Source organism: Ruminococcus sp. AM31-15AC, assembly GCF_003462045.1.
GTDB lineage: Bacteria > Bacillota > Clostridia > Oscillospirales > Ruminococcaceae > Hominimerdicola > Hominimerdicola aceti.
Map to the genome: position 1 here is coordinate 61,419 of NZ_QTYG01000008.1, position 16,178 is coordinate 77,596.

At 44.0% G+C, this 16,178-nt stretch carries 18 protein-coding genes and 1 pseudogene; 14 read left to right on the forward strand and 5 right to left on the reverse strand.

Going from position 1 to position 16,178, the window contains the following annotated elements; genetic code table 11:
* Positions 1–16 precede the first annotated feature (16 nt).
* Both DW793_RS03880 and DW793_RS03885 read left to right on the forward strand, forming a co-directional pair.
* On the forward strand, positions 17–1,876 hold the full coding sequence (locus DW793_RS03880) for a CDP-glycerol glycerophosphotransferase family protein (RefSeq protein WP_117892727.1): 1,860 nt from the start codon (positions 17–19) through the stop codon (positions 1,874–1,876).
* A gap of 29 nt (positions 1,877–1,905) precedes the next feature.
* Entirely contained in the window at positions 1,906–2,586 is a 681-nt protein-coding gene (locus DW793_RS03885; RefSeq protein WP_181979680.1) for a ribulose-phosphate 3-epimerase, read from the forward strand.
* A gap of 122 nt (positions 2,587–2,708) precedes the next feature.
* Here the strand turns inward: DW793_RS03885 and DW793_RS03890 are convergent, their stop codons facing one another.
* From DW793_RS03890 to thrB, 3 genes are read right to left on the reverse strand one after another with little or no spacing between them, the layout of a single operon-like run.
* Positions 2,709–3,251: a DNA-3-methyladenine glycosylase I gene (locus DW793_RS03890; RefSeq protein ID WP_118157122.1), complete on the reverse strand. Its 543-nt coding sequence runs from the start codon at positions 3,249–3,251 to the stop codon at positions 2,709–2,711.
* The gene (locus DW793_RS03895) at positions 3,248–3,748 is read right to left on the reverse strand and encodes a methylated-DNA--[protein]-cysteine S-methyltransferase (RefSeq protein ID WP_117897766.1); all 501 of its coding nucleotides are present in this window, start codon (positions 3,746–3,748) and stop codon (positions 3,248–3,250) included. Before DW793_RS03895 ends, DW793_RS03890 begins: the two co-directional genes overlap by 4 nt.
* Complete coding sequence (gene thrB, locus DW793_RS03900) at positions 3,745–4,632, reverse strand: homoserine kinase (protein WP_022287036.1); 888 nt, start codon at positions 4,630–4,632, stop codon at positions 3,745–3,747. The genes DW793_RS03895 and thrB overlap by 4 nt, the downstream gene beginning before the upstream one ends.
* Positions 4,633–4,752: 120 nt before the next feature.
* Between thrB and DW793_RS03905 the strand changes: the two genes are divergently transcribed.
* Both DW793_RS03905 and DW793_RS03910 read left to right on the forward strand, forming a co-directional pair.
* Positions 4,753–5,226, forward strand: a complete 474-nt coding sequence (locus DW793_RS03905; RefSeq protein ID WP_118157123.1) for a hypothetical protein — start codon at positions 4,753–4,755, stop codon at positions 5,224–5,226.
* A gap of 44 nt (positions 5,227–5,270) precedes the next feature.
* A complete protein-coding gene (locus DW793_RS03910; RefSeq protein ID WP_117877402.1) occupies positions 5,271–5,732 on the forward strand; it encodes a hypothetical protein in 462 nt (153 codons plus the stop codon).
* A gap of 44 nt (positions 5,733–5,776) precedes the next feature.
* On the opposite strand, the gene DW793_RS03915 is transcribed toward DW793_RS03910, so the two are convergent.
* Positions 5,777–7,015 carry a homoserine dehydrogenase gene (locus DW793_RS03915; protein WP_118157124.1) on the reverse strand — a complete coding sequence of 413 codons (1,239 nt, stop codon included), beginning with the start codon at positions 7,013–7,015 and terminating at the stop codon, positions 5,777–5,779.
* Between the two features lie 52 nt (positions 7,016–7,067).
* Entirely contained in the window at positions 7,068–7,382 is a 315-nt protein-coding gene (locus tag DW793_RS03920) for an ACT domain-containing protein (RefSeq protein WP_252969650.1), read from the reverse strand.
* Positions 7,383–7,813: 431 nt separating this feature from the next.
* Here DW793_RS03920 and DW793_RS03925 point away from each other — a divergent pair, with 431 nt between their 5' ends.
* The 10 genes and pseudogenes from DW793_RS03925 (at position 7,814) to DW793_RS03960 (ending at position 15,864) form a co-directional block, all read left to right on the forward strand.
* The gene (locus DW793_RS03925; RefSeq protein WP_117857113.1) at positions 7,814–8,125 is read left to right on the forward strand and encodes a hypothetical protein; all 312 of its coding nucleotides are present in this window, start codon (positions 7,814–7,816) and stop codon (positions 8,123–8,125) included.
* Positions 8,126–8,159: 34 nt separating this feature from the next.
* On the forward strand, positions 8,160–9,206 hold the full coding sequence (locus tag DW793_RS03930) for a V0D/AC39 family V-type ATPase subunit (RefSeq protein WP_118157125.1): 1,047 nt from the start codon (positions 8,160–8,162) through the stop codon (positions 9,204–9,206).
* A 32-nt stretch (positions 9,207–9,238) separates the two neighbouring features.
* Positions 9,239–10,000 (forward strand): hypothetical protein, encoded by a 762-nt coding sequence (locus DW793_RS15120; protein WP_252969651.1) that lies wholly within the window; start codon positions 9,239–9,241, stop codon positions 9,998–10,000.
* Positions 10,001–10,119: 119 nt separating this feature from the next.
* On the forward strand, positions 10,120–10,284 hold the full coding sequence (locus tag DW793_RS15125) for a hypothetical protein (protein WP_252969652.1): 165 nt from the start codon (positions 10,120–10,122) through the stop codon (positions 10,282–10,284).
* Positions 10,275–11,183: a V-type ATPase 116kDa subunit family protein gene (locus DW793_RS15130; protein ID WP_252969653.1), complete on the forward strand. Its 909-nt coding sequence runs from the start codon at positions 10,275–10,277 to the stop codon at positions 11,181–11,183. The genes DW793_RS15125 and DW793_RS15130 overlap by 10 nt, the downstream gene beginning before the upstream one ends.
* Positions 11,184–11,327: 144 nt before the next feature.
* Positions 11,328–11,777, forward strand: coding sequence for an ATP synthase subunit C (locus DW793_RS03940; RefSeq protein WP_022287030.1), 450 nt, complete (start codon positions 11,328–11,330; stop codon positions 11,775–11,777).
* A gap of 1 nt (position 11,778) precedes the next feature.
* A complete protein-coding gene (locus DW793_RS03945) occupies positions 11,779–12,087 on the forward strand; it encodes a V-type ATP synthase subunit F (RefSeq protein ID WP_117857119.1) in 309 nt (102 codons plus the stop codon).
* Between the two features lie 19 nt (positions 12,088–12,106).
* On the forward strand, positions 12,107–12,688 hold the full coding sequence (locus DW793_RS03950; protein WP_118157126.1) for a V-type ATP synthase subunit E: 582 nt from the start codon (positions 12,107–12,109) through the stop codon (positions 12,686–12,688).
* 13 nt (positions 12,689–12,701) lie between these two features.
* Positions 12,702–14,464: pseudogene (locus DW793_RS03955) on the forward strand (V-type ATP synthase subunit A).
* Positions 14,461–15,864: a V-type ATP synthase subunit B gene (locus DW793_RS03960; RefSeq protein ID WP_038672666.1), complete on the forward strand. Its 1,404-nt coding sequence runs from the start codon at positions 14,461–14,463 to the stop codon at positions 15,862–15,864. The pseudogene DW793_RS03955 and the gene DW793_RS03960 overlap by 4 nt, the downstream one beginning before the upstream one ends.
* The last annotated feature ends 314 nt before the right edge of the window (positions 15,865–16,178 follow it).

Consider the following 16,178-nt stretch of genomic DNA (forward strand, 5'->3'; position numbering starts at 1 on the left):
TAAGGAATAGTTTTAAATGGATAATATGACTCCCGAATTTGAAGAGATATACGGGAACAGAAGAAAGACTATTGAGAGATTAAAAGAGAGAAACAAAAAATTCGCAGAGCTTACAAGAGTAGAGTTCAAGAGAGTTATCCTCCATATCGAGGGCGAGCTTGTGGGCTTTGAAAAAGACGAGCTTGAAAACTTGTCAGCAAGATTTGTCACACATGATAGAACTTGTATGTTCCCTGCCCAGCATTTTGAAGTAAGCGGAACTCATTTTCATCTGACAGTGAATATAATGTCCGCCAATAACGAAGCTCCTATCGCCACAGGCGACTATGACCTTAAAATATTCACAAAGTATAAGGGCATGAATAAACCGCAGATATCAACAGATACAGTGGATTATGTCCTCAGTGGCAGTACGCTTCTCAAGCTCACCTATGATAACGATGGCAGATGCCTGTCAAAACAGGTGCTTACGAACGAGTATCCTTGTATCATATCCGATAAAGTGGAAACTATAGAGGACGATACAAAGGCGAACCCTATGAACTTCAAGCTCAGACGAGGCGCAGAAAACCTTTTCTATGCCGAGTCTGCAAGCGATATGGATACACTCGAATATAAGCTTGCCGTCACCTATAAAGAGCCTAAGCCTTCCCAGACCTTGCCAAAGCGTATTGAGAAGAAGCTTCAAAACCGTAAGAAGCTTATCATAAGAGATGTTTACGGCTTAAAGATATGGTGCTTTAAAAAGGCTTTCTCGTTCTTTAAGCATTTTGCTAAGAAAAACGGGGATATTATCCTCTTTGCCAGCGGTTCGAGAGCCGAGATAGGCGGAAACGAAAAGGTCATCTATGACCGCATGATAGAAAGAGGACTTGACAGCAAGTATAAGTTCAGATTTGACTTCAAAGCAAGTATCACTGTCAATAGGTCGATACCTGCCATGATAAGGTTCGTCTACTATCTTGCAACCTCCGATATCATTCTTATAGATGATTATTATCCTGACATCTACCTTGTGGATTATCCTAAGAACGTCAAGGTGCTTCAGGTTTGGCACGCCTGCGGAGCGTTCAAGTCATTGGGCTTTGAAAGACTGGGAAAGCCGGGCGCACCTCCGTTCAATACAAGGGTGCATAAGTGCTATACCCACGTTCCTGTAAGCTCCTATCATTCTGCGCTCCACCATGCAGAGGGCTTCGCTATCGACGAAAAGAAGTTCTATCCGGTGGGTATCCCAAGAACTGATATCTTCTTTGATGACGAATATAAAGCCAAAACAAGAGAGCAGATGCTGGAAGTTTTCCCTGAGTGCAAAACTGCAAAAACAGTTTATATGTATGCGCCGACCTTCAGAGGAAACAACGCAAATAATGCTCATTTCCCATTTGATAAGCTTGACCTTACAGCATGGGGCAAATTTCTTGATGAAACGGACTCAGTCCTTATCGTAAAGCTCCACCCGTTTGTAAAAAGGCGTATCGAAATACCTGACGAGTATGCTCACAGAATACTTGACGCCTCCGACTACAGAGAGGTAAATGATATCCTATTTATAGTTGACGTGCTTATCACAGACTACAGCTCTATCATATATGAGATGTCACTGCTTAAAAAGCCAATGCTTTTCTTTGCTTTCGACCAAAAGTATTATGAAGCAACAAGAGATTTCTATGAGCCGTATGAGGAGCTTGTTCCTGGTAAGATCGTCCACGATTTTGACGAGCTTATGACCGCTCTCAGAGATAAAGATTACGAGTTTGAGAAAATGGAGGGCTTCATAAAGAAGAACTTCAAATATACAGACGGCAAGTCCACCGACAGAGTAATAGACCAGCTTATCATGGGCATAGAGCCTGAAGATAATAGCAGAAGATAAAAAAGATGAATAGAAACAGGAGGATCAGTATGGACAATGGTATGATATCAGTCTCAATGATGTGCGTCCATCTGGGACAGATAAAGGAATATCTTGACGCTTTTAAGCGCAACAATATCGAATATCTCCATATAGACGTAATGGACGGCTCATTTGTGCCGAATTTCACACTTTATCCTGATTATGTAAAACAGCTCCGTGATTTGACGGATATCCCATTTGATTTTCATTTCATGATAGAAAAGCCTGAGGAAAGGCTCCAGTGGTTTGATATCAGAGAGGGCGACTATGCGGCAGTGCATTATGAAAGCACGAAGCATATCGCAAAGTGCCTGCAATATCTCCGTTCTATCGGTGCAAAGCCTATTTTGGCTATCAATCCCGGCACACCTATCTGCGTGGTAGAGGAAGCCGTAGACTTCATAGACGGTGTGCTTGTCATGACAGTAAACCCCGGCTTTGCAGGACAGAAGCTCGTGCCTAACACGGTGGATAAGGCAAGACGTCTTAGAAAGTGGCTTGACGAAAACGGCCACGAGGACATCATCATAGAAACTGACGGCAATATGTCAAACGAGAACTGCCGCAAGCTTTACGAAGCAGGTGCAAGAATGTTTGTTGCAGGAACATCGAGCCTTGTTAAGCCGCAGGTAGATGGTATAGACGAAAGGATAGCCGAAAACCGCAAAAATATTTGTCCTATGGAATAAAAAAATTGAAAAATGCAACCGCTCTGTATACATTGTGCAGGGCGGTTTTTACATTGTTTATGAGAATACGAAAAAGCGGTGCAGAGTTTCCACTCCGACACCGCTTTGCTTATATCTTTACTTTATTTTTCTCTATAAAGTCCACATTCACTATCATGGGAATATATAACTCCCACCGCCTGCAAAAACGAATATATTATCACGCTTCCCACGAACTTCATCCCACGCTTTTTCAAGTCTGCAGAGATCATATCGGACCATTCGTTGGTAGTTTTATCGCACTCATACAATATTTCTCCGTCAGTAAACCTGCAAAGATAATCATAAAAGCTCCCATGCTCCTTCACAATATCCCGAAATATTCTTGCATTAGAAATACTCGCCCTAATTTTCAGCTTATTTCGCACAATAGAACTGTCAGAGCAAAGCTCTGCTATCTTCTCTTCGTCATATCCACAGACCTTATCAAGGTCAAATTCATCATAAGCTCTGCGGAAATTCTCACGCTTGTTCAGTATGCACTCCCACGAAAGCCCAGCCTGAAAAGACTCCAGCACAAGCATCTCAAACAAATAGTTGTCATCAGTCCTGAGAACGCCCCATTCCTTGTCATGATATTCCACATACTTTGGATTTTTCAGGTCGCACCATTTGCACCTGTTCATATCTCGATACCCTCCAGCCTCAACAACGCCGCCTTGTTTCCTATTCCGCCACTGTAGCCTGTGAGCCTGCCTTTTGCACCCACTACCCTGTGGCATGGTACTATTATGCTTATGGGATTTGCACCCACCGCACCGCCTACAGCCTGTGCAGACATCTTCTCTTTCCCAAGCCGCAAAGCTGCCTGTGCCGCTACCTCACCATAGGTCATGACCTTTCCGTATGGTATCGTGGTCATTATCTCCGTGACGATCCTGCGAAACTCCGTCTGTCCGCCAAGCTTGTATCTCGGCGTAAAATCAGGTGTTTCTCCGCTGAAATATGCCTTAAGCCAACTGCAAGTTTCTTTAAATACAGGCAGAAACTTCTCTTCACAGCCCTCTGTCACGCTCGCACCCTTTGAGCCTTGAAACCATAACCCGGTGAGATATTCCCCCTCACCGCTCATTATTATGTCATCAAAGCCGTCAGGTGTAGCGTATGCCCATTTGCAGGTCATATAAGCTTCGTACCCTCGTTGTCAATGTGAAATTCCTTTACCTGCCAGCCTTTAAGCCCTGCATTGTCAAGAGAAAATTTCATCTTGCCTGCGAAATATTGATTGCTCTCATCTACAATAGCCATGATAGTTGGACCTGCACCGCTTATGTATGCCGCATATGCACCATGAGTGTACGCAATGTCAAAAACGTCCTTGCAGTGGGGTATAAGCGCCATTCTGTAAGGCTGGTGAAGCCTGTCATCAACTGCCGTTTTCAGATTTTCAAACTTGCCCGTAAGAAGCGAAGCCGAGAAAAGCGCCGCACGGGAAAGGTTGTAAACTGCGTCCTTGTGTGAAACTTCCTTAGGCAGACAAGCCCTCGCTTCCTCAGTTTTCAGCTCAAAATCAGGTATTATCGCCACGAATTTCAGCTTTGTGAAAACCTCCTGCTTTACCCAGTGTACCTTTCTTCCGTCAAATACCGCCGTCACAATTCCGCCAAGAAGTGCAGGCGCAGTGTTGTCAGGGTGACCCTCTATCTGTGCCGCAAGGTCAACAAGATCGTCCTTTGTGAGGGGATCCCCGAGCATTTTGTTCGCTCCCACAAGTCCTGCGATTATGCAGGCAGAGGACGAGCCAAGTCCCCTCGCCATAGGAATATTGCTTGTCTGTATGAGCTTTAGTCCCTCCAGCTTTTTTCCGCATACCGCAAAAAGGTCTTTTGCAGAAATGTAAATGAGGTTTCTCTCGTCCGTAGGAATGTCAAGTCCGTCCGCAGCCGTAATGTCTATCTTGTCGCACTCCTCCATTTCAATGTAGTTGTAGTAAGTGAGCGCAAGACCCAGTGCGTCAAAACCGGCGCCAAGGTTAGCAGACGTGGCAGGTATCTGTATTTTTATCATGGTGAAAACTCCTTTATATGTAAAAATGTACGAATAAGCGCAGTTAAAATTGCATTTTACATCAATTGACAATTAGTCAATGTTATGCTATCCTTTAGTTAAAGAAAGGGGGGCGAGCAAATGAATAGAAAAATAATTATCGCTCTGTGTGCGTTGTGTCTGTGTGTATTTTGCTCGTGCAGTAAAAGCAAAGAACAAAACAATTCGTCACAAAAAACGTCCGAAACAACAGCAGTGACCACTGCATCAACAACTGGCACTACTCAAACGACCTCAGAGCTTGTGGCAGATACTCCGCTTCCATATATGTATTATAGTGGCAAAACATATACCTCACTGAACAAAGCTGAAGAAACTCTTATGTCAACAGACGATAAGATAACCGAAAGGCTGGACGGCTATGAGTTCGTAGGAAACACCCACGAATTTTTTAACGTCGGTGAGATGAAGTCAGATTTTGATGTGACTTCACTGCCTGATAACGCCAAGGTCTATCATGACCCTGACAAAGCAGATGACGGTGACCCGTTTATAATTGCCTTTGAAGAAAACGGACAAACCACCCTCTATTATATGAATTTGCTCAATGAATAACATACTGTAAAAAACGCAATTGATTTCTTTGAGGGGGACTTATTATGAAAAAGAAAACAGCAGTTATTATTCTGGCATTTCTGACAGTATGTCTTTGCTCGTGTTCAAAAAGCAAAAATGATAGCGGAATAGACTCCGAATATGTTAAAACAGAGAGTGTTGTAACTGAGGAGAGCACAGAGGAAACAACAGAGGTCAGAGGAGCTGATATGTGTCCATTGTATATGTATTATGAGGGCGATCTGTATATCCCTGCGGTCAATCCTGAAGACAGACTGATCTTTGATACAGCCGAGTTAAAAGACTATAAGTATGTCGGAAAAACAACACAATGCAGTGATTGCAGTGGCTTAACAGAGAATTTTAGGGTCACCATTCTTCGTGATAATGCAAAGGTCTATTATGATCAGAATGAACCTTTGGACGGCAAGCCTTTTGCTCTGATGTCTATTAATGAGAACGGCACTGTTTGGATAGCATATCTCAAACTAAATGATCGTGATTAAATATGTAAAGCGCGGAGTTTTGATCCGCCGCTTCTTGTTTTTTATCAGTATATCCTTATCTTGCTTGCGATCTCAGCGGAGTGTGAAAGGATAGTCAGGTTAGCGTCAATGTCAGCCTCTTTCATGTTCGGCGTGATAAACGCAAGCTCGTTCTCTGTCCTGCCTGAACGCTCTATATACATAAGCTTTCCGAACATCTCAGAAATAGAGGACTTGAGAGCCTCAGCATTTTCAGCCTTTATGCGAACATACATTGAAACGTCCATATCCTTGTATGGTGCAACAAATCCCTTGTCATCACAATCTTCCCATGTAAGAGCAAGCACTCTGTGATGATGCTTCAGACAATCGATAATGTCGCCTACTACCGCTGAAGCTGTAGGAAGCTTGCCTGCACCCTGTCCGTAGAACATTACGTCGCCAACGCCGTCGCCTGTTACGCTGATAGCATTGTATACATCGTCAACAGACGCAAGAAGATTTGACTTTGGCACAAGTCTAGGACAAACGATAGCGCTGACTCTGCCGTCATCAAGCTTCTTTACAGAACCTATAAGCTTTATAACATAGCCTGCGTTTGCAGCATATTCAACATCATCAAGTGTGATCTTTGTTATGCCTGAGCAGTGTACCATTTCAGGATAAATGTGCTTGCCGTATGCAAGTGAGCCAAGTATGCAGATCTTTCTGCAAGCGTCCTCGCCCTCAACGTCAGCCGTAGGGTCAGCCTCAGCATAACCAAGCTTCTGAGCCATTTTCAGCGCATCGTCAAATGACATCTGCTCTTTTATCATCTTTGTAAGAATGAAGTTTGTTGTGCCGTTGAGTATACCTGATATCTGAAGTATCTCGTTTCCTGCCAGACACTTGTTAAGCGGTCTGATGATAGGTATACCGCCGCCAACGCTTGCCTCGAAAAGATAGTTGCAGTTGTGTTCCCTTGCTATTTTAAGAAGCTCTGCACCCTTTTCCGCAACTAGCGCCTTGTTTGATGTAACAACGCTCTTGCCGTGTTCAAGAAGCTTCTTTGTGTAGTCATAAGCGAAAGTCGTTCCGCCTACTACCTCGGCTACTACTTCTACCTCGGCATCATTGAGAATGATGTTGAAGTCCTTTATCATTTTGTCTGCAAATGGAGAATCAGGGAAATCCCTCAGATCAAGAATGTACTTGATGTCACATTCCTTGCCGACCTTTTTTGAGATAGATTCACGGTTTTTCATAAAAAGCTCTACCGTACCAGAGCCTACAACGCCATAACCGATAACTGCTACTTTACACATAAAAAATCCTCATTCCTAATAAATTATATATTGTTAAAATCTTATTTTACCCTTACTCTCCCGATATTATCTTGACTTCCACAACGCCGTGAACTTTAGAAAGCTCCTCTGTCAGCACGTTGGTGCTAAGTGCGTCATGCTCAAATCTTACCGAGAATGTCACCGTCGCCACTGAGTCGATAGGGATATTCTGGTTTATGGTCAGAATATTCGTGTTCAGCTCGTAAAGCCGTGATATAATGGAGGAAAGCACTCCCTTTTCATCTCTCAGTATGCAGTATACCGAAACGATGTTGTTTGTGAGCTGTTCTTCATAATTGAATACGGAGTCCTTGTATTTGTAGTATGCGCTCCTCGATATCCCCACCTTACGGCAGGCTTCCGATGAAGTGGAAACTTCGCCCCTTGCCTCATGCGCTTTGCGGCAAGCACCTTTAGCACAATGTCAGGAAGCACCTCAGAACTTACGATAACAAGTTTGTTTTGCCCATTCTCCAATTTTAGTCCACCTCCAAAGTACAGATGTGTGCGTGATAAATACAAGTTTACCACTTTTGTCCCCTTTTGTCAAGTGACCTGACCGCAGATATTCAACTAATTTTTCAAATTCAGGGTAAAATAAAATGTGTATTCTGACTAAAATCATTACACATAGAGCAATTTGTCCAAAGAAAAGTCATATAGATAGTGCAAAGTATATAAATAGTATGGCTTTGTACCCCTTCAAACTTGCTATTTAAGACAAAAAGGTGTACAATTAATGTTATGAAACTATCCTGCCTGAAAGGGGAGAATAATATGGATATGATAGCAGAAATACTGCAAACAGATAAAGCCGCTGCAGGCAAGCTTGAAAAAGCAGATATGGAAAGCGGCGAACTGCTGGAGCGCACAGTGAAAGAAGCGCAGGAGCTGAAGGAAAACGCCCTGAAAGAAGCCGAAGCCTATAAAACGCAGAAAGCCAAAGAGGTCACAGAGCGTATAAATACCGAAAGCGAAAAGATAACTTCCGCACAGAACGAGAAAACAACGGTTCTCGATAAAATATTTGAAGAAAAACATACTCAGTGGGAGAATGAGATATTTGATAATATTATCTCTCCGAAGTAGAGCAAAAATTCTCCGTGAAAGGGGCTGAAAAAATATGCTTGACAGTTGGTCTGCCAACGGAACAGTGGCGAAAATAAAATATATCCACGGCAGAATGTTTACTAAAGAGAACTATCATGAAATGCTCATGCGAAGAACAGTCCCCGAAGCCGCAGACTATCTTGCACATTCAGCCAGATATAAAGACGCTTTCCGTGACGTTGACCCTAATACCGTCCATAGAGGTTTTGTGGAGGCGCTTCTCCAAAGAGAGAATTTCAATACCTATATGCGCCTGTGCAGATTTCAGGAGCTTGATAAACTGCCTTTTTATGACTTCCTTATAAAAAGCAAGGAGATAGAATGTATTCTGTCCATGATAAACAATATAAATTCAGGGCTTGATAATTCTTACCTTAACGACCTTCCCGGCTATGTCATAAAACATTCAAAGGTGAGCCTTCTTGAAATGAGCCGAGCCGAGAACTATGAACAGCTTCTTAAAATACTAAGAAATACACCGTATTATAAGATACTGGTGAAAATACCGCCTTTGGAGGACGGCTCAGCGGATTATACCGAGTGCGAGCTAAGGCTGAGAACAGCCTATTATACCGAGCTTTTAAATACCGCAAAGCATGATTTTTCCGAAATGCAAAGCAAACAGCTCTCAGAAATGATAAGCCGGGAGATAGATTGCCTTAACATAATAAACGCCTACCGTATGAAAGCCTTTTTTGGCTACTCCTCCGAGGAGATAAAAAAACGGCAGATAAGAATAAAAACAGGCACAGGCTCAGTTAAAAGACTTGATAAGTATTATGAGCTTGAAAGCTCCGAAGATATGCTCGAATGGGTGAAAAGATCAAAGTATTCAAAGGGTTGCAAACAGACCTCTGAATATATCGAAAGTATAGTCCGAAGTTCACAGTTTTGCTATCTTTCCCATATCCTCGCCCAAAGCACCGCCGCACCGGTTTCACTCTATGCCTTTATGAAACTGTGCAGTACGGAAGCCTTGAACATCGTGCATATAATCGAAGCGATAAGATATAATGCCGACCCCTCGGCAGTTGAAAAGGATCTTATCATCACCGCCTGAGCGGTAAATTCTCAGGAAAGGAGATAATGTGATTGGCTATAGAAAAAATGTCCCTTGTGAATATAGCAGGTCTTATGGACGAGCTTGACGCCACCTTGAAAAGGTGCTGTGAAAGCGGCTGTTTTCATATCGAGCCTGCGGGCAATTCTCCTGACAGCGCAATGAAGCCCCTCAGCGAGAAAAACGAGTATGACCGACCTCTGAAAGAGCTTGCCCAGCTTTCAGCACAGCTTGGTATAACTCTAAAGGAAACTGATTTTATCGATTGTGACCTGTCAGCTCCGCAGGATTTTAACTCCCTGTTTGAAAAGTATAATACCCCTTTCAGCGAGCTTAATACAAAGCGTCTGGAGCTTACTCAGCGTATCTCAGAGCTTGGAGGGGCGGTCAGACAAATAGACCACCTGAAAGGTATGCACAGCGACTTTCAGCAGCTTTTCTCAATGAAGTATGTTTCCGTCCGTATCGGAAAGCTGCCTGTGGATAACCTGCCGAAGCTTGACTATTATAACGAGAATTTCTTCTTTGTCCCATTTGAAACGGGAAAAAGCTTCTGCTGGGGAATGTATTTCGTCCCTGAACGTGATAAACAGCGTGTTGATGATATCTTCCACTCAATGTATTTTGAAAGGATACGGATACCGTCCTATGTATCAGGCGACGCAGACGAAGCCTTGGAAAAGCTAAAACAAACTATAGACGCAGATACAGTTGAGAACGCAAAGATAAACGAGCAGATAAACGAGCTTGCCGCAAAAGCAGAGCCTGAACTGCAAAAAGCTTTTTCAAACTAAGGTTTATCCACGATACCTTTGACCTGCGGCGAAATGCCGCCGCACTAAACGATAAGTTTTATCTTAAAGGCTTTATCCCCGAAAAGGAAAAAAACCGCTTTGATAAGCTCTTCGAGGATATGCGTTCAGTGTCAGTGGTCTATCTCCCACCTGACGCAGACGCCTCATGTGAGCCGCCTACAGTGCTTAAAAACAACTTTTTGACCCGACCTTTCACAATGCTTGTGGAAATGTATGGTCTGCCTGAGTATAAAGGCTATAACCCGACAGCCTCGTGGCAATAACCTATACTCTGCTTTTCGGCATAATGTTCGGCGACTTGGGACAAGGACTTCTTATCGTTCTAGGCGGACTTGCCTTGAAGAAAAAGCTGGGAGCAAAAATAAGCGGTCTTGTCACACGCCTTGGCATATCAAGTATGATATTCGGCACTCTCTATGGCTCGTTCTTCGGTTATGAAGAGCTTTTAGACCCTGTGTTTGAGAATATAGGACTTGACTTCCTGCCCCTAAAGGTTTTCAAGCAAACGAACTTTATCCTTATAACTGCCGTTGCCATAGGCGTGGCACTTATTGTTATCTCAATGATACTCAATATCTATATCGGCTTTAAAAATAAGGATTACGAAAAAGCCATTTTCGGATGTAACGGCATTGCAGGACTTGTGTTCTACAGTTCCGTGGCGGCAGGACTTGTGGGAACGCTCATGTTCGATGTAAAAGTCATGTCCACTCCGTTCGTCATTTTCCTTATCGTAATACCATTGGTGTGCATATTCTGCCGAACACCTTTCTCTATCGCCGTTAAATATAAACAGTGGCGTTTGTCCGAGGACGAGGAAAAAATGACCGTGGGCAACTTTATCGTTGAGAACTTCTTTGAAATGTTCGAGTTCCTGCTCAGCTATGTTTCAAATACTATGTCATTTCTCCGTGTGGGCGGATTTGTCCTCTCCCACGCAGGCATGATGCTGGTGGTAATGACCCTTATGGAAATGTGTTCCGCCGCCGCACAGCCATTCGTGCTTGTGCTTGGCAACCTGTTTGTAATGGTAATGGAGGGCATGATAGTTGCCATTCAGATAATCAGACTTGAATTTTATGAGATATTCTCCCGCTTCTATGAGGGCGGCGGAAAACCATTCGAGCCTGTTGGTGTAAAATTTACTGCACAAACAGAATGATATCAAATTTGTGGTATTGTTTTGTAGGGGCGAACATCGTTCAGTCACTCGCCGTGACGGGCATTTTACCCCGACCATTATCCATACCCGTACAATGTAATTCGTAAAATCTAAAGTAAAAATAATTTTTTGGAGGAATCAACTATGCTTATCTATTTCCTGCTCCCACTTATAGCAGTCGCACTTCTTTGTGTACCATTCATTTTCACTGCAAAGAAAATAAAGAACGGAAGATCGCCAAAGGGCGCTTTTATCGGTAATCTCTGTACATTTGCAGGCATAATGCTCTGCGCTCTTATCGTCCCTGTAGGTAATTTTGTTTCAGCCGCAAGCGAGGAGGGCGTTAAGGCCGCCCTTTCAACAGGCGCAGGCCTTGGCTACCTTGCAGCAGCCCTTGCCGTTGGACTTTCCTGCGTAGGTTCAGGCATAGCCGTTGCCGCAGGCGCACCGGCCGCTATCGGTGCAACCTCAGAAGACCCTAAGAACTTTGTAAAGGCTCTTATCTTCGTTGTTCTTGGCGAAGGTATCGCCCTCTATGGACTTCTTATCGCTATCCTTATAATCTCAAACGTAGGCACTGCATTGGGCATTTAACATGAGATTTTATCTTATCAGCGATAATATAGATACCCAAATGGGCATGAGACTTTCAGGTATCGAGGGCGTTGTGGTGCATACCTCCGAGGAGGTGTCAAACGCACTTGATAAGGCTATGGAAATGAAAGACGTGGGCGTTGTGCTTATGACAGAGCTTGCAGTCAAGCAGTGCAGAGAAAAGGTCTATAACTATAAGCTCACAAGAGAAACGCCCCTCATAGTTGAAATACCAGACCGCCATGCCACATCAAAGATATCTGATACCATTTCCCACTATCTCGCAGAAGCAGTGGGAATAAAGCTGTGATTTTGATAGGAGTTTAGTAATGGAAAATCAGACGATAAAACTTGAACGCTTCAAGCAGGCTGTCTTTGAGGACGCTGAAAAGCAGGCAAAGCTCATAACCGAAGCCGCTGATAAACAGCGAGAAAACGAGCTTGCTCAGGCGAAAATAGAAGCACAAAGCCTTGTAGATTCAAAAAAAGCCGCCGCAGATAAGACCGAGGAGGCAAGAGCCATAAGGGAAATATCTTCAAAACAGCTAGAAGCTAAAAGAAACGTGCTTTGCCATAGAGAAAAGCTTATAGACAGCGTTTTTGACAACGTAAAAAGCAGGCTTGCGACTTTCAAAGCAAGCAGAGATTATAAGTCTTGGCTAAAAGAAAAAGCCGAAAAATGCAAACAGACCTATCCCGAGCATAAGGGCGTTATCTACCTCTCACCTGAGGATATGAAATACGCCTCTGACCTTGCAGACTTTGAAGTAAAAAGCCGAGATTCCATAGAGCTTGGCGGTATGCTCATGGTCTATGAGGATATGGGTATAGCACTTGATTATACCTTTGATTCAGCATTTGAGGGGCAGCGTTCAGCCTTTACTGAAAAAGCCGAGCTAGTGCTTGGGTAATAAGGAGTTTTTTATGGATAAAATATATTCGGTAAACGGACCTGTAGTAAAGGTTGCAGATACGAAAAGCTTTGCCATGCAGGAAATGGTCTATGTGGGCAAAAAGCGTCTTATCGGCGAGGTCATAAGAGTGCAGTCCGATTTTACCACCATTCAGGTCTATGAGGGAACAACAGGGCTTATGCCTGACGAGCCTGTTACCTCAACAGGCGCACCAATGTCTGCAACCCTCGGCCCCGGTATAATAAATAACATCTTCGACGGCATAGAAAGACCTCTTAAAAAGCTTGAAGAAGTCTCAGGTGCTTTTATCGCCGACGGTGCAGACGTAAGCTCACTTGATACAGAGAAAAAGTATCCCGTTACAATGACAGTGAAAACAGGCGATAAGCTTTCCGCAGGGGATATTTATTGCACCTGCCCCGAAACACCGCTTATCACACATAAGTGTATGCTTTCCCCTCTGTCAAAAGGCGGAGAGGTCATATGGACTGCCGAAAACGGCGACTATACAATAAATGACGTTGTGGCAAAAATAAAAGCCCCTAACGGAGCAGTAGAGGAGCTTACCCTCTGTCAGAAATGGCCTATCAGAACATCAAGACCATGCAAAAACCGTCTGCCTATTACAAAGCCGTTGGTAACAGGTCAGCGTATCGTTGATACTATCCTGCCGGTTGCAAAGGGCGGAACAGCCGCTATCCCAGGTGGTTTCGGCACAGGCAAGACCATGACACAGCACCAGCTTGCAAAATGGTGTGACGCAGATATAATCGTCTATATAGGCTGCGGCGAGCGTGGAAACGAAATGACGCAGGTGCTTGAGGAGTTCTCAGAGCTTATCGACCCGAAAACACAAAGACCGCTTACCGACCGAACAGTGCTTATCGCAAATACCTCAAATATGCCTGTCGCTGCCCGTGAAGCCTCTATCTATACGGGCATAACCCTTGCCGAGTATTACCGTGATATGGGTTATCATATCGCAATTATGGCAGACTCTACCTCACGTTGGGCAGAAGCTCTCCGTGAGATATCAGGCAGACTTGAAGAAATGCCTGCCGAGGAAGGTTTTCCTGCCTATCTGCCGTCACGAATTTCTGAGTTCTATGAGCGTGCAGGCTATGTTGAAACTCTGGGCGGCAAGGAAGGCTCTGTTACTATAATCGGAGCAGTTTCGCCCCAAGGCTCTGACTTTTCCGAGCCTGTCACACAGAACACAAAGCGTTTTGTACGCTGCTTCTGGGCACTGGATAAATCTCTCGCCTATGCAAGACATTATCCTGCAATAAACTGGAACACAAGCTATTCCGAGTATGCAGAAGACCTTGCAGATTATTATAATAAAAACGTCAACGAGAACTTCATGAAAGTCAGACAGGAGATATCAAATATCCTCGTTGAAGAAAATACCCTTATGGAGATAGTTAAGCTCATGGGTACAGACGTCCTCCCTGACGATCAAAAGCTTCTTATCGAAACCGCAAGAGCCGTAAGAGTAGCTTTTTGCAGCAAAACGCCTATCATAAGGACGATACCTATGTCCCCCTTGATAAGCAGTACCGCATGATGAAGCTTATCACAGATTTCTATGCCCTTGCAAAGAAAGCACTTTCACAGGGCGTGAACGTTTATAAAATAATAGGCTGTGGCTGGATAGAAAAGCTTATCAAAGTCAAGTATGATATACCGAACGATAAAATAGAGCTTTTTGACGAATACGAAAAGAATATGAAAGCCGATATGGAGGCTTTGACAGGAGGTGCAGGAGCGTGAACGTAAAATATATCGGTCTTAGCGAAATAAACGGCCCGCTCGTTGCACTTGACCATGTAAGCGGTATTTCCTATGACGAAATGGCAGAAATAAAGCTTGACGACGGCACACGACGTCTTGCAAGAGTTGTAGAGGTGGAAAAAGACAGAGCCGTTTTGCAGGTTTTCGAGGGAACAAAAGGACTTTCCCTTGTTAATACCACCACAAGCTTTCAGGGCAAGCCTATGGAGCTTGCATTGTCTACCGAAATGCTGGGCAGGATATTCAGTGGGGCAGGCAAGCCTATCGACGGTCTGGGAGAGATCTTCCCCGAAAAGTATCGTGACATAAACGGCTCGCCCCTTAACCCTGTTTCAAGAACATATCCTCGAAACTATATAAACACAGGAATATCCTCCATAGACGCCCTTACTACCCTTATAAGAGGTCAGAAACTCCCTATCTTCTCAGGTTCGGGACTTTCCCATAATAAGCTTGCCGTGCAGATAGTAAGGCAAGCGAAAATCGCCGACGAAAACGGACAGGATTTCGCAATAGTTTTCGGAGCAATGGGCGTAAAAAACGACGTTGCCGATTATTTCAAACGCTGTTTCGAGGAAACAGGCGTTTTGCAGAGAGTTGCAATGTTTTTGAATCTTTCAAACGACCCTATCATAGAGCGTATCCTCACTCCAAGATGCGCCCTCACTTGTGCCGAATATCTTGCCTTTGAGCATGATATGCACATTCTCGTTATCCTCACAGATATGACTTCCTATGCCGAAGCCTTGCGAGAGTTCTCCTCATCAAAGGGGGAGATACCGGGAAGAAAAGGCTATCCGGGCTATCTCTATTCCGACCTTGCCTCTATCTATGAAAGAGCAGGCATTGTAAAGGGTGCAAAAGGCTCTGTTACGCAGATACCGATACTCACCATGCCAAATGACGATATCACCCACCCTGTCCCTGACCTTACAGGCTATATAACCGAGGGGCAGATTGTTCTCGACAGAAACCTCGACCAAACAGGCGTTTATCCTGCTGTTTCTATCCTGCCGAGCCTTTCAAGACTTATGAAAGACGGCATAGGCGAGGGCTATACAAGGGAAGACCACCAAATGGTGTCGAACCAGCTTTTTGCAGCCTATGCAAAGGTGCAGGACGCAAGAAGCCTTGCCTCCGTTATCGGTGAGGAGGAGCTTTCCGATACCGATAAAGCCTATCTTAAATTTGGCACGCTTTTTGAAAAGCATTTTATCGACCAAGGCTTTGACGTGAACCGTTCCATAGATGAAACTCTCGACCTGGGCTGGAGCTTGCTCTCCACCCTGCCGAAATCAGAGCTTGACCGAGTTGACGAAGAACATCTGGAGCATTATTACAGTGCCGAAAAAGCTAAGGCACTTTTTGCAGAGGACTAAAATTATAATGGGACACATTTGTGCCACACAAATAATTATGTAGGGGCGGTCACTCGCCGTGACGGGCATTTTACGCTACACTTTTTGTTAATGCGACATATTTGCACCGCATAAAACAATTATGATAAAAAATCGGGTAAACGATGTTCGCCCCTGCTTGATTTTCAGACCATACTAGATTTTTTAATGATACAGTGATATAATAGAAACCTGCTAAGAAAAATCAATAGGCAAAATGAACAAAGTTGAGAAAAGAAGCAAAGGAAAAAACGATATAGCAAAGCTGACGTTTGAAGGAAGTATTCAAACGCCCG

What these genes read in the sequence shown, in the direction of transcription:
- DW793_RS03880 (WP_117892727.1), top strand. Translation starts at nt 17, where the DNA reads ATGGATAATATGACTCCCGAATTTGAAGAGATATACGGGAACAGAAGA.
- DW793_RS03885 (WP_181979680.1), top strand. Translation starts at nt 1,906, where the DNA reads ATGGACAATGGTATGATATCAGTCTCAATGATGTGCGTCCATCTGGGA.
- DW793_RS03890 (WP_118157122.1), bottom strand. Translation starts at nt 3,251, where the DNA reads ATGAACAGGTGCAAATGGTGCGACCTGAAAAATCCAAAGTATGTGGAA.
- DW793_RS03895 (WP_117897766.1), bottom strand. Translation starts at nt 3,748, where the DNA reads ATGACCTGCAAATGGGCATACGCTACACCTGACGGCTTTGATGACATA.
- thrB (WP_022287036.1), bottom strand. Translation starts at nt 4,632, where the DNA reads ATGATAAAAATACAGATACCTGCCACGTCTGCTAACCTTGGCGCCGGT.
- DW793_RS03905 (WP_118157123.1), top strand. Translation starts at nt 4,753, where the DNA reads ATGAATAGAAAAATAATTATCGCTCTGTGTGCGTTGTGTCTGTGTGTA.
- DW793_RS03910 (WP_117877402.1), top strand. Translation starts at nt 5,271, where the DNA reads ATGAAAAAGAAAACAGCAGTTATTATTCTGGCATTTCTGACAGTATGT.
- DW793_RS03915 (WP_118157124.1), bottom strand. Translation starts at nt 7,015, where the DNA reads ATGTGTAAAGTAGCAGTTATCGGTTATGGCGTTGTAGGCTCTGGTACG.
- DW793_RS03925 (WP_117857113.1), top strand. Translation starts at nt 7,814, where the DNA reads ATGGATATGATAGCAGAAATACTGCAAACAGATAAAGCCGCTGCAGGC.
- DW793_RS03930 (WP_118157125.1), top strand. Translation starts at nt 8,160, where the DNA reads ATGCTTGACAGTTGGTCTGCCAACGGAACAGTGGCGAAAATAAAATAT.
- DW793_RS15125 (WP_252969652.1), top strand. Translation starts at nt 10,120, where the DNA reads ATGCGTTCAGTGTCAGTGGTCTATCTCCCACCTGACGCAGACGCCTCA.
- DW793_RS03940 (WP_022287030.1), top strand. Translation starts at nt 11,328, where the DNA reads ATGCTTATCTATTTCCTGCTCCCACTTATAGCAGTCGCACTTCTTTGT.
- DW793_RS03945 (WP_117857119.1), top strand. Translation starts at nt 11,779, where the DNA reads ATGAGATTTTATCTTATCAGCGATAATATAGATACCCAAATGGGCATG.
- DW793_RS03950 (WP_118157126.1), top strand. Translation starts at nt 12,107, where the DNA reads ATGGAAAATCAGACGATAAAACTTGAACGCTTCAAGCAGGCTGTCTTT.